This is a genomic window from Vibrio sp. Makdt, assembly GCF_027587015.1.
Taxonomy (GTDB): domain Bacteria; phylum Pseudomonadota; class Gammaproteobacteria; order Enterobacterales; family Vibrionaceae; genus Vibrio; species Vibrio chagasii_B.
In genome coordinates this window covers 362,231-375,623 of sequence record NZ_JAPPTH010000001.1, presented here as the reverse complement: position 1 = coordinate 375,623, position 13,393 = coordinate 362,231, and the positions used below count along the sequence as shown (strand labels likewise).

At 44.2% G+C, this 13,393-nt stretch carries 8 protein-coding genes; 2 read left to right on the top strand and 6 right to left on the bottom strand.

Annotated elements, in window-relative coordinates:
• Positions 1-24: 24 nt before the first annotated feature.
• Complete coding sequence (locus tag OH460_RS01640) at positions 25-1,773, top strand: SgrR family transcriptional regulator (RefSeq protein WP_269994461.1); 1,749 nt, start codon at positions 25-27, stop codon at positions 1,771-1,773.
• A 52-nt stretch (positions 1,774-1,825) separates the two neighbouring features.
• Here OH460_RS01640 and OH460_RS01635 read toward each other — a convergent pair whose 3' ends face one another.
• The 4 genes from OH460_RS01635 to OH460_RS01620 all read right to left on the bottom strand — a co-directional run bounded on the left by OH460_RS01635 (position 1,826) and on the right by OH460_RS01620 (position 8,333).
• Entirely contained in the window at positions 1,826-3,496 is a 1,671-nt protein-coding gene (locus OH460_RS01635; protein WP_269994459.1) for a DUF342 domain-containing protein, read from the bottom strand.
• Positions 3,497-3,907: 411 nt separating this feature from the next.
• Positions 3,908-6,043 (bottom strand): GNAT family N-acetyltransferase, encoded by a 2,136-nt coding sequence (locus tag OH460_RS01630; RefSeq protein ID WP_269994457.1) that lies wholly within the window; start codon positions 6,041-6,043, stop codon positions 3,908-3,910.
• Positions 6,044-6,135: 92 nt separating this feature from the next.
• On the bottom strand, positions 6,136-7,110 hold the full coding sequence (locus OH460_RS01625) for a ParB/RepB/Spo0J family partition protein (protein WP_102425412.1): 975 nt from the start codon (positions 7,108-7,110) through the stop codon (positions 6,136-6,138).
• 5 nt (positions 7,111-7,115) lie between these two features.
• Positions 7,116-8,333, bottom strand: a complete 1,218-nt coding sequence (locus tag OH460_RS01620; RefSeq protein WP_008217969.1) for a ParA family protein — start codon at positions 8,331-8,333, stop codon at positions 7,116-7,118.
• A gap of 1,281 nt (positions 8,334-9,614) precedes the next feature.
• On the opposite strand from OH460_RS01620, the gene OH460_RS01615 reads away from it, so the two are divergent.
• Entirely contained in the window at positions 9,615-11,594 is a 1,980-nt protein-coding gene (locus OH460_RS01615) for a replication initiator protein RctB domain-containing protein (protein ID WP_198778376.1), read from the top strand.
• A 379-nt stretch (positions 11,595-11,973) separates the two neighbouring features.
• Here OH460_RS01615 and OH460_RS01610 read toward each other — a convergent pair whose 3' ends face one another.
• Positions 11,974-12,456, bottom strand: coding sequence for a transcriptional regulator (locus OH460_RS01610; RefSeq protein ID WP_269994451.1), 483 nt, complete (start codon positions 12,454-12,456; stop codon positions 11,974-11,976).
• A complete protein-coding gene (locus OH460_RS01605; RefSeq protein WP_061033985.1) occupies positions 12,453-13,385 on the bottom strand; it encodes an ATP-binding cassette domain-containing protein in 933 nt (310 codons plus the stop codon). The genes OH460_RS01610 and OH460_RS01605 overlap by 4 nt, the downstream gene beginning before the upstream one ends.
• Positions 13,386-13,393 lie beyond the last annotated feature (8 nt).

Genomic DNA, 13,393 nt, shown 5'->3' with positions numbered 1-13,393 from the left:
CTATCCATTAACAAAGGGCTCTTGGTGTCTAATCTCAACCTGCTTAGGTATTATCAGCGAATCGCACCCATGGGTGTCGGCAGCGAAATGAAAACCACAGTACAGGAAGTGGCTGATTTACTGTGTACTTCTCCTCGACATGCTCGCAACCTGTTATCACAAATGCAAGAGCTAGCGTGGTTAACCTGGCTACCTAAAGCCGGTCGAAACCAACGATCTTCGCTACTGTTAAATATCGAATTAGGCGCACTCAAAGAGAGCCTTGCTCTAGAGAGAATCCAACAAGGCAAGTATGAGAAAGCTTTGGCTATTGTGGATGAAGACGAAGCAACGTTTGGCCGCCTGCTGAAAACCACCTCAGGGGCTTCTGTTCAGGAAGGCCGTGTCAGTATCCAACTCACATACAAGCGAATGTTTGAACGCATTGTGCCACACCAATTACACCGCTGTAGCGAGCGCTTCTTCTTGCGTCAGGTGTATTGCTGCTTGGTATCCAGCCATGACAATGGCGTTATCAAACCAGAACTCGCTCACCACTGGCGCTATGACGAAGCGAGCTATCAATGGACATTCCACCTTCGTCCCGGGCTTACGTTCCACAACGACGAGTCAATTGACGCTGATACCATTGTGAGCCTCTTTGCTAAACTCAGTGCCCTTCCCTATTATCAAAAAGAGCTCGCGCATGTCAGCGACATCAGCGCCCCACATCCACTGAAAGTGGTATTTACACTAAGCAAACCAGATCAAGGGTTCGCAGGGCTTGTGTCTGGTGTCAAATACGGTATTCAGCCAGCAAACCAAGTTAATGTTGCAAACAACAATGCAGTGATTGGCAGTGGCCCATTTACAGTGGTCGAACACGACAAAAACAGACTTAAACTGCAAGCGTTCGATGGCTACTATTCGTGTCGTGTGTTAGTCGACTTAGTCACGATTTGGAGCGTCAACGACGAGAAAATGGAGAACCCGTCGCTTTCCAGTAATGCACCGATCCAAGTATCTGAAACGACAAGCGGTATTGAAGTTTCAATACAAACGCCCAATGCGACTCACTCGAGTCAACACAGTCGCACTGAAGACGGCTGCTTGTTCGCGTTATTCAACCATCATGCTAAGCATCCGTTAACACGTGCCCAACGCTGTTGTATTACGGAATTGATTCAACCGCAGCGACTACTCGAAGTATTCCAGAAAAAGAAGGTCCATTACGGCAGTGTCGTTGCCAACAACTTATTGCCTTCTTGGAACCCGGTTTTACGCCCATTTGGTGAATTCAGCGCGCTACCAAAAACCATTACCATTGCTGGATACAACTACACAGCGCTGCGCCGATGCGCTCGGGCTATTTCTTCAGTACTTGCCGAGCACAACTGTGTGGTTGAAATGGTGATGTACTCCTATCGGGAGTTGAGTGAAAAAGCGAACAGCGGCACACTCGATGAGACACTGATCTTAACGAATATCAATTTAGACGATAACCGTCATGCTTCAGCGTTTTCTAACTTCTACTGTAATAACGTGCTGTACCACACTCTAGGAGAGACAAATGCCAACTGGCTTGATCAACAATTAGAAAACCTACGAGCATGCACTCCGTTAGAAGATTACCTAACAGCGCTAGAACCGATCGCCTCAACGTTAGTCAGTGAGTACTGGATAGCCCCAATGTTTCATCACACGCAAACATTACGATTTCAAGGTGTCTTAGAAGATGTCGCACTCACTAATTGGGGATGGCCGGATATTCGTTCGGTGTGGTCCTCTGATTAAAGAGCTGTTGCGATGAGGATGTTTTGATAGAGGCGCCGCACACTGACGCCCTTTATAGTGAAATGTCTTCTTGTTCCATCTTAAAGGAACATTGAATCTCATATTGATTAAAGGAGAATACGCTTCCCCCATGGGTGCGCTTGGTCGTCACAGTTTCATCACCAAACTGCACGGTGACTCGTGTATAAACCTTTTCGTGTGCTTCGACTGTACACTCCGCAAGGTTCGTTTCAAATTCCACTTCCAGAGTATCCAACTTTTGTTTAGTGCTTTCTATGGCGTGATTGTTCTTCTCGCGCTGCTGCTCTATTTGTAACGCTTGTTCTTCGCTTCGCTCTGCTTTAGGTAGTTTCTTAAACTCGAGCTCTTGGCGAATCACGTCCATAGTCTGTTCTTGCGCGTGTCTGTAGATTTCCTTGAGTTCAGCAATCTTCTGTCGGTATCCATCATAACGAGCAAAACCATGAACCTTAGTAGCAGTATCCCCCTCAACGCCCAAGAAAACGCACTCCACCTTACCACCGACTTTCGCTTCACCGCCACTGAGTGTGCCGTGCTTCTTGAGAGAGTCCATCACGATAAGGTTGTTGCCACAGCGAATTTCATTACTCATACTGTGTACGCCAAGGCGAATATCGCTCGCCGTTTGTAGCTCGGCGTTTTGGGCATAGCTTGCCGTGATAGAGCCTTTGCTAAATACCTTACAGCTTTTCGGCTCTCCCTCTTTGGTTGTGTGGCCGATAATACCTTTCGCAACTTTAATATCACCTTGAGCCTGAACTTCTGCCGATTCAATAAAGCCGCCGACGGTAATGCTGCCCGTGGCTTTCACAACCATTCCTGGTTCAATGTTGCCAGAGACAAACACATTACCTTTAAACTTTACGTGCCCAGTCGTGACATCGACATTACTGACACACAATGCGTCATCCACTTCGATGGTTCGATCTTTAATGATGGGTAAGCCTGGGTGGGAAGCGAGTAATAGATTGGGATCGTCTGGAGAAATGTAAGTGCCTTTGCCAGGCTTGATTAAACTGTCTTGTCCAGGGATTGGTGGGATGACTCGACCTTGGACCGTAAAGCCAGCGACGCCTTTGGTCGCGGGAGTACGCTTCATCAGTTGGTCATTCAATCCAACGGTGATGGTTTCTCCCAAATCCCGCATATCAATCTTGCCTTCGTCTTTACTACGGGGCTTAAGAACTTGGCGTGTAATGTCTTCTACAAGCGCTGCAAACTTAGCGTCCTTGCCCCTGACCGGCTGAGTACCTTTGGCGACAGGTTGAGTAAACTTTTCACCAGGCCTAAGTTTACTGCTCATCATCAAGACTTTTCTTAGAGCTAACTTGTTAATCCCTTTCGTGATATGGGCCTGAGCAAGGCAATGAATGATGTCACTACCACGCAGTGGGTTTCCGCGGTATGGACCTGTGACAACAAGACTCGCTAACATCTCGTCATCTGATAATTGCACCTCTACACTGGCATCACGAACTTCAGCAATCAGAACCCCTTCGTAAGCTTCCCCTTTACCTTCTTTAGCAAGAGAGACAAAACGCAGCACTTCGTCTTCGAAAAGAAAATAGCTTGATGCGTCTATTGCTTCCAAGGCTGGTGGCAGTGTCTTATTGTCAAAGCTTGCGTCGACCACAAATCCTGACGGCAGACGTGCCATCACTTGTTGCTCATCTTCCGACAGTGTAACGATGTTATCCCACATTCGAATTGAGTATCCCTAATGACTCAGTTGTTATTCAGTCTATATAAATCAATCTGAGCTTAGAATCGTCACATTATAATAATCAGCGTCACATCACTTACTTTCGTTATTGCAAAGATGACTCATAATTAAGACTTACCCATTTTATGATTTGCCTCACCTTTAACGATACAAAGCGTTATTCTCTGAACGTTGTAATTTGGAGTTTTACGCTTCGCTAATGTGGCGACTTGCCTTAGCTCGACAAGAAACGGAGACAATGAAATCGGAAATGGGCTTTGTGGCTTGAAGGTAAGAAGGTAAGAAGGTAAGAAGGTAAGAAGGTAAGAAGGTAAGAAGGTAAGAAGCAGTTTACAGTGTAAATTCAACCTTCTAATTTACACTGTAAATCTCGTTTGAAATCGGCTGTCGCTATTTACACTGTAAATTAGCGAGTAAGGCTTCGACATCTTTTCGAAATTGAGCCTCTGCTTGCTTACGCCCAATAAAGTTAAACTGTTCAACACAGATCCCCCACCCTTTCTGTTGAACGACTTTAGCAAGCAACAAATCAGAAACGCAAGAATAAGCAATATTCGTAGAATCGAGGGGGACTACCTGAGCTTGACGTGCATTACTAATAAGCACCAACTTCAACACACTGTAGCCAATGCTGTCGTAACTATTGCCTCCATCAACATAGTTCTTGATAAGTTGGGCTTCAAGCTCGCAGATTGATTCACAATAAGTTGGCAGCAGTGCACGCACCATATCGACTTCAAGAGAGGCAAGTGAACCCGAAACGACAAAACAAAAGCTGCGCTCAAAATGATGCAGAAGTTGGCTGACCCAAGTTTCAGAATTGGCATTAAGAGGCTTAACCATTAGCACAGAGTGACAACCACTTGCCTGATCACGCTGGTGGCCAATATGTACTGGAGCAAAATCGTTGTTACGCCAGAATGCAATCAAATCACTGGTCGCGCCGAAACTCGTCGCTAAGTAGTCGGCTTGTTCGATGTGTTGCGACAACTTATCCAACATCCAACTGCCAATACCAAAACCTTGATGACGTGTTGATACAGCAATACGCATCACTCTGATACAGTGGCTCGTTGCTGCTTGTGTGGCTCCGAGTTGATTAGCTAACAACACAGGAGCAAGATGACCTTGTGGTCTGCGTTTTCCAATTTGAATCTGGGAAATCAATTCACTCTCTAACCCACCCTCTTGCGTGACCAACATACAACCCAAACACTCTTCTTGCTGCCACACGGCGTACAATTGAATCGCAGGATTACTTAGGAACTGTATCAGGTCATTTGGAGATGTTTGATAATGAGCATCAACCAGCAGAGAGAAACATTGATGGAGCTTACTTGGGTTAGCTAAACAATCTTGCTTGGATAACTCGACCAAACTTAGTGAGTTGAGTTTCTCATTAGAAAGCACTTCAACCTTGCGCTCTGCCATATCATTTGATGAGGCTGCACCAAGTAAGAAACAATCAAACAACCAAGCTTCAAGCGGGTCGTTATTATTCCAACGGATAGGCTGTTCAAGTCTGTATCCTTTCCGGCCTGGGCGATGCTTAGAAAGCCATGCTTCGAATTTGATTCCGAAACCTCGACCGCTCCCTTCATAGCCATGAACCGTGGTTGAAAAAACCATACGGTGATAACTATCAACCATAGACTTCAACATTGGAATGGGAATCGCCGCAGCTTCATCAACCAACAACAGATCGCAATCAGGCTTGGATTTTAGTAATTCGTCTGGCGCGACAAATCTAAGGCTGCCACCTTGGTAGCAAACATGAGTGGCATTAAGAACTTCACAACCGTCGAGTCTTTGCTGCGCATGCGAAAAAACAGGCTCAATGGCCTTAACAGATGGAGCTGTCACAACAATTTTGAATCCTGGACGTTCAGCCAAAAGCTGCGCTGCTGCAATACCTAACGTCGAGCTTTTACCACGGCCTCTGTCTGCAGTTAAAATCAAAGGACGCTTTCGATGACCAGACACCACTTTCTTGACCGACTCAACAGCAATATTCTGCTGCTCAAATCGATTTAGACGGGTTGCTTCAATGCGTTTTTGCGGAAGCGAATCAAAACTGCACTTCAATCCCGACGCTTCATCGCTTTGGGAAACTGAGATGAGTTTATCAAAATGAGTTTTGAGCCAACATTCACCAAACGCCGATTCTTCGGTGTGTTCAGGATCTTTTATGTTTGGTGGCAGCACCAACAATAATCCACCTCCCACTAACGCGCCAAGCGCAGCGCTAAAACCGTTTGCATCAAACTGCTCTCTAAAATCACACACCAACACTTGGCATTCGCGACCGAGAAGTTGCTGACCTTTCTTTACTGGTGCATGCATTACCCCTTCAAACGGAGTGCCACCGATTTGGAAAACACTTTGTGTGTTTGCGCCAATTAGATAGGTAGAGATAGCGGAATTTTGCCATGTCGCACTGCCATTAAACACCACGCCGTAACGGTGGTCATTATGTTGGGCGATATCGGAAAGTGTATGCAGAAACGTGTTGGTTAGGCTTGTCATAATTTGTGTCCAGATTCATCTAAACACAGTTTATCACAGCCAAATAAAAAGCCGCATAAAGCGGCTTTAGAGAAGTTTGGAAAGAAATTTACTTAGTCGAGTTTCGATTGCACGAACGCTAGGATTTCTTGCATCGTTGCATCGTCAACTTTCTTCAGGTTTAGCGCTAGATTTGAGCCCTTGCGGCTGTATGAAGCACGACCTTTGATAAGCTCAACTTTAGGTGATGCTTTTTTCGCTGGCGCAGGAGCCAGTTCAAGAATCCAACCTTCTAGTGTTTCCGTTACGTCTTTAGTTAAACGAGTTACACCTTGTGCTTCGCTGCGCTGCCACACAAAGCCTTCAGACGCATCACACTTAGTCAGTAGCGATTGTTGTTGGTCGTCAGTCAGGCCGCTGAATTGTTTATGCAGTTTAACAATTGTTGGGCGACCAAGATCACTCACATTTGGGTAAGCTTGCAGTAATTCCAGTGGTAAAGCGGCTGCTTTCAATGCACCACTTACTAGCGCCTCACTGCATTGGAACATTTTTGCTAGCGCTTTTTGGTCTTCAGCTTCGCCTTTATCAAGCTTCGCTTGCATCTCTTTCCCCTTCTCGTACAGAGAAAGTGGTTTATGAGCGTTTGCAACATCAGATAAGAACTTAGCGTGTTCGCCGTTAATGTTTTCAGCAACATAGATAAGGAACTCTTTGTCAGCCAAAATACACGACATACGACGACGGCTACCATCAAGAACTTCAATCTTACCGTCTTTGTTTTTACGACCAACTGCTGGATATTGCTGACCGCGTTCTTTCAATGTTGTAAGAACATCAGAAAGAGCATGTTCATTTAGGAAAGATTGCTCACGAGCATTCTCTTCAAAAACAACGGTGCGAGTTGCTACTTCAGAAGCAGGAATTCGAACCAATTCAAATGAAACTAAATCTTCGCCAGCAACAGAAAGCTCAATCACTTGAGCCTGTTCTTTAGCAGCCGTTTGCGCTTCTTGAGGCGTAGCAACACGACGTTTGTTCGCCTTACCAAATAGCTTTGCATTTAAGTCAGATGTTTTAATTGCCATTCTTGTTATCCCTGATTAAGTGAAGGCCAGTTGCTATGTAATACTCGCTCTAATTCTAGAGCACTTTTTTGTACCGCGTCTTGAGCGACAGCCAGAGTCTTCTTACCACCTTCAAAATCACTCACAGTAAGGTCGAAAACCGTGCTGTAAGTATCTGCGCAAGTCTCGAATGCGCGGCTTCTTGGAATGGTTGCCATCATGACTTGGTCATTCAACAGGTAGTTCATTTCAGTCAGTACTGATACCTGTTTCTTGTTGTCGTCTTCAAACATGGTTGGCATCAGACGAACAAACTCAAGCCCTTTCCAATCGTCCGGGAACATTTCGTAGACGGTTGGTAAGTGCTGGAAGAAGTTAACCGTTGAAGCCCAGTCCAAACGCTTCGCCGCACATGGAATCAACAGTGCGTTAGACGCGTACATTGCGTTCCATACAAGCGGGTCTACGTGAGGGCCAGTATCAATCATAATCACATCAAAATCGTCCGCGATTTTATCGATAAGCTTCTCTTTTAAAAGACGAACAATGTCTAAAGACTGATCTTGAGAAAGGCTTTGCCACGCTTCAGCATTAAACATTGCATCTTCTGGGAACGCAGAAATCGTCTTTAGGTTTGGATATTGTGTTGGCAACAATACATTTTTGCGCAGAAATTCTTGGTCAACCTCTTGGCCTTCAGGCACGTTGTCCAGCATGATATCAACAGCAGAATAAATGCTATCGTGCTCAGCACCACTAATTTGTGGGTTTAGGAACAAACGCAGTGAGCCTTGTGGATCTAAATCGATCAGACAGATGCGGTAACGCTTATCAAGATTCAAAGATAAACATGCCGCTAAATGAACCGCTGTCATTGATTTACCCGTACCACCCTTTTGGTTCTGTACGTTGATAATCCATGGCTTATTGCCCGCATGCTGTTTACGTTGGTGGAACTTTGGCACTTCAGCCGCGTCCATTAGCATGTGAGCTTCGGTCAATGAAATCGAGTAATGGTTGGCATTATTCTTCGTAAACTGATGGCCTTCCGCCTCAAGCTTAGTGATAGCTTCATCCAATTTACGACGAGTTAAACCAGAACGAGTCTCCATCATAGCCTTAGACATAGGCGGAAAATGCTCATCACTTCGCTCTTCCAAAATAATCTCAATTCGGTCAGCCTGAACTTGTTGAGTTTGTTCGGCTAGCTGATAGAGCTTATCAATCGTTTGTTCTCTTTTCATTGCCAGTTTCCGTAATGATTAACTAAGTATAAATTGTACAGCGATTAACAATAAAAACAACAAAAACATGAACATACATTTATGAGTAAAATCACATAAAATAGACTGAATTTTTACAGTTTGATGAAATAGTATCTAAAACGAATACAAATTTGACCATTTTCATAGTGTATAACGAGCCTAATTTCTCCTTAGATTTTAAATGTTACAGCATCACTTATTTACAATGTAAATGCGAATATGAAGAAAAACCTTCGGAACGATTGAAATACAACCATAGATTACGGTAGATGTGATTTGTATTCGAATATTGATTGTGAAATAGGTGATGAACATACACGTTCAATAACATAGTTGATTGATGCTAGATAAATAACTCGTAGACCTACAATTTAGTCGTCAGTTGGCCAAACGAACAATCGTGTCGCCGACGACGACGGAAGAATGATCATGGGTTTCATCACATATACTTGGATTGATAACTGCATATTATGAAGCATGATCAAGGCTTATGGTCCCCAATATTGATCCACTAAAATGCGCGCTCCAAATGATCAATCTCCGGAAAAATGATCAAGTAGATATCGTTCCGGAAGCATATATTTTCAGGGCTAACTTACGGACGAATGCTTTTGGAATGGGGATTCAAGGCTCATAAGGCTTAAACACTAGGGAATTCAATCGACACGAGCTGAGAATACGTAAACATGACAATTTCATGATCATGCTTCCTATATTTAACGGGTTCTCTTTCCGAAGCTCCAAATCAGTAATGAGTAATCAATATTGAGTGGATTTTGTACGAAAGGGGGTAGGAACGATAAAAATACCGACTTACTTGATCATCGTTCCGATACATTGATAATCAAAAATATCCACATTGCCAGCAAATAAGTACTTCGAAGCAAAGTAGACAAAGATCGGCTGTGGATAAGCTGTATAACCATAATGATCATGCTTTCGAATCAATAATGATCATGCTTACAATGACTTAATGATCATCGTTCTGACTCGCAGTGATCATGCTTTCTTCTGTTTTATGATCATCGTTTCGAGTAACTTATGATCATGCTTTCCAAGCGAATTTTATTTAACAGTTTAAATTCAGCAACTTAAAAGCAAACTTACAGCCAGATCATTAGATCACTTAATCATTTAAGATCATATTAATCAAAAAGATCAGTTATTTAAAAGCCAATAAATTCTCTTTATTTATGATCATTCTTTCTTTATCATTCAGGAACTATAGTGAAATTACGGTTAGTGTGATACGGATCAAAAATGAAACCAGAAGAGAAATTGTTAATTAAGGCACGAAGCCACAAAGATGGTCATTTATTTGAGGTATCTGAAACAGCCGTTGAATGGATAGAACAATATCAACACTTCAAAGGTGTCACCAAAAGCATAGTTGAGCTTCTTAACCTAATTTCACTTCGTGGGTTTAGTAGCAAAGACGGGTACGTTTCCACCACTGAGATTATCGAATCAACCGATGGCCAAGTCACTCGCGCGGCCTTACAGCAAAGGCTGAGAGCAGCAGTCAATATTGGATTGTTCAAACAAATCCCCGTTCGCTTTGAAGAAGGCCTTGCTGGTAAAACCATGTTGCATCGCTTTGTGAACCCAAACCAATTGATATCGGTACTGGGTGCCACCAGCTTAGTAACAGAAAGCGTGAAGCAAAATGAAAAGCAAAAGCGCTCTAAAGCCCTAGCTCAAACCAAAGTAAACAAGCGCTTACTGAATGAACATGGACTGAATACCCCACCAACAATGAAAGATGAAGCGGATCAATTCATTGTTTCGCCAACCAATTGGGCGGGGATTATTGATCAAGCGTTAGCGCCGCCTAGAACTCGTAAGAGCTACCAGAAATCCATGGTTTCGATCTCTGGCACTCGAGCGGTGATCGAGACACGATCTTCTAAAAATATCATGACTGTTGACGATCTGATGACGCTATTCGCGTTATTCACGCTCACCGTTCAATATCATGATCATCACCAAGATGATTACCACCTAGACGCGAAACACACACCGAACAAAACACCACTCTACATCACTGATATTTTGTCTTTGCGTGGCAAGAAAGACAGCGGCCCAGCACGTGATTCGATCCGCGACAGTATTGATCGTATTGAATTCACTGATTTCCAACTGCATGAGCTTACAGGCCGCTGGCTTAGTGAGAACATGCCAGAAGGCTTTAAGAGTGATCGTTTCCGATTCTTAGCTAGAACCATTACCGCATCGGAAGAAGCGCCTACAGAGGGCTCTGACGGCGAAATTCGCATTAAACCGAACCTATACATCTTGGTTTGGGAACCTTCGTTCTACGAAGAGCTGCTGACGCGTGATTATTTCTTCCTATTTCCGCCAGAAATTCTGAAGCAACATACCTTGGTCTTCCAAATGTATTCGTACTTTAGAAGCCGCATGGCACGTCGTCATTCAGATTGTATGTTGCTCAGTGAGCTCAACCAGAAATTGGCGCGTAACATTGATTGGCGTCGGTTCTCGATGGATCTGATCCGTGAACTCAGAAAGTTGGGCGAAGTAGGGGATCATGAAGATACCTTCCTGGTTAACCTTTGGGGTTATCACTTGACGATCACCGCGTTGATCGAAAAAGGCAAAACGACGGATTATCAAGTAGATATCAAGTGTAACGTGGAAGAAGTACTGCGTTACTCAAGAGCACGAACTACTAACGCCGGCAAACGTAATATGGCGCCGACGCTACCGAACCCGCTTCGTAACGAAATGGTTTCCAAGCAGAAGCTGGAAGAGCTGTCTGAAATCATTGATGGTGAGTTCGAGCCAATCCAACGTAAAGCACCATCACCAAGAGGCAAGTTAGGACGTCGCGTTAAACAACGTAAGCACTCTGTAGAGATTAACGCTGATGAGATCATGATAACGCTCTCTAAATATACCTCTGCAGAGGCTCTAGAACGCAGTATAACGGCTTTATCTGCCATGACAGGGCACTCACATGCCTCAATCAAAGAAGAGTGTTCAGAGCTTATTGAGAAGCTTGATTGGCTGAGAGTAGGGGATGAGATCATTCCTTACGAAACACTAAGTAAGTTAATTGAGCTGTATAACGATCGCGATAGTAACAGTAATCGCCACCTTTCGATTGAACGTCTTATCTCAGGCTTAGCAGTGCGTCGTAAGGTCTGTAAGCAAGTTCACGAAGGGCATTTGGATGAAAATGTGTTCCTAGCGTTGGATGAAATGGCGATAGGTCATTAATTCTGTGCCAGTTTTCAGTGCTATGAATGGGTCTTTGAAACACATTAGGTGTTGATAAGAACCGCACCTAACGCTGACAAAGTGATGACAAAGTAGCGCACTCGGTTGATTATTATTTATCCCGAATAGACAACCTTTTGTCCTTTCTTATGATTAATAGATTGGCTCATATTTTGTTACATCATACTGAATAGATTTTTGCGAGTTCCCCCAAGGGACTCGCTTTTTTTTGTCTAAAATCCGCCTAACTATTAAAAATCAACAGCTTAAGATATTCCTTACCGAAGCATGATCAAGGCTAGATCATGCTTTCATGGATCCAACTCATCGCTACCGATGAAAACTTTTATGAAAAAGTATCAGATCAATAACTCGGTGATCAGTGAATCTGATGTTTTACATTACCTTGATCATCGTTTCGGGGATGGCTGGCCATAAAGCGGACATGTGACTCGATCAACTTCTCTGATTCTGCTTGCCAGTGCGGCTGCTGCTGCTGATTGGCAAACTCTAGAGCCAGCACACACAGGTGCTGAACCCGCTGAGTACACCACTCTTGCAAGTCTGGCTCTGCTTTAGGGTCACACGACACTGCTTGCAGCTTGCCGTAAGCAAACATTAGGTATTGGTAAGCCTTTTCTTGATGGTGTGCATTTTCGTTCGGCTGTCGATAGAAGGTAAAGATTCTCAGGCATCCATCTAACCAACATGCGATTCCTTTGCTTTGTTCATCCGTGATCAACGGCCCCCAGAGTGCATCTGGAGGCGTTAAGATCAAAGGTTCTAACCGTTCCACTTGATCATGCTTTCGGGCTTTGTACCAATCTCCGATCCGCTCTAACCAAGTGTCTAGTTCATTCATGCAACATTATCCCATTGTTTTACAAAATGATTATCAGCAACTTGCTTAACGTTATGCTGTATTTCACTGCTTTGCTCTCGAATACGATCAGCGTCTATTGAATAGTTTGGTTCATTTTTAACGAGTTCGCCAAACGGTAGATCAGGATCTGGCACCGCAGAGATCAATAGCTTGGTGTATGGGTGTTGAGGATTGGTCAAGATCGACTGAGTGGATCCCCATTCGACGATCTGTCCTTTGTACATAACTGCTGTCTCTTCTGCAATGTAATGTGCGGTGGCGAGATCATGGGTGATGTACAAAAAGCCAATCCCGAGCTCTTTCTTCATTCTTTGCATTAGGTTAAGTACGCCAAGTCGGATCGAAACATCCAGCATGGAGGTGGGCTCGTCGGCAAGAATGACCTCAGCGCCAACAGCCAGTGCTCTTGCTAGGTTAACCCTTTGTCTTTGGCCTCCACTGAGCTCGTGAGGGTACTTAGCCAATGTTTCAATGGGTAACTCCACCAGCGTTAATAACTCTTCCAGGCGCTCTGCTAGCGCTTGTTTGTTGGCGACTTGCTTATGAATCTTGAGAGGGCGTGTTAAGTGGTGCTCTATAGTATGTGTCGGATTCAACGAGCCAAACGGGTCTTGGAACACCATTTGTACTCGGCTGCGGTAGTCCAAGATGTCTTTGCGGCTGTTGAGGGTTGAGATGTCTTTGCCATTGAAAAGGATCTCGCCCTCTGTCGGTGGGTAAACTTTGGTCATCAGCCTCGCACAGGTACTCTTTCCGCAGCCTGACTCGCCAACGAGTGCTAGCGTTCTTCCTGGGTATAAATCAAAACTCACGCCATGTAGGGCTCTAAATATCTCCTCTTTGCCAAATCCACCACCTACGGTGAACTCTTTAACGAGGTTTTTTACTTGCATAATTGGTTGTGACATTGAGGCTC

Bases quoted from the DNA above. Each gene is read 5' to 3' on its own strand.
- OH460_RS01630 (WP_269994457.1), bottom strand. From the start codon at position 6,043: ATGACAAGCCTAACCAACACGTTTCTGCATACACTTTCCGATATCGCC.
- OH460_RS01635 (WP_269994459.1), bottom strand. From the start codon at position 3,496: ATGTGGGATAACATCGTTACACTGTCGGAAGATGAGCAACAAGTGATG.
- OH460_RS01625 (WP_102425412.1), bottom strand. From the start codon at position 7,110: ATGGCAATTAAAACATCTGACTTAAATGCAAAGCTATTTGGTAAGGCG.
- OH460_RS01615 (WP_198778376.1), top strand. From the start codon at position 9,615: ATGAAACCAGAAGAGAAATTGTTAATTAAGGCACGAAGCCACAAAGAT.
- OH460_RS01605 (WP_061033985.1), bottom strand. From the start codon at position 13,385: ATGTCACAACCAATTATGCAAGTAAAAAACCTCGTTAAAGAGTTCACC.
- OH460_RS01610 (WP_269994451.1), bottom strand. From the start codon at position 12,456: ATGAATGAACTAGACACTTGGTTAGAGCGGATCGGAGATTGGTACAAA.
- OH460_RS01620 (WP_008217969.1), bottom strand. From the start codon at position 8,333: ATGAAAAGAGAACAAACGATTGATAAGCTCTATCAGCTAGCCGAACAA.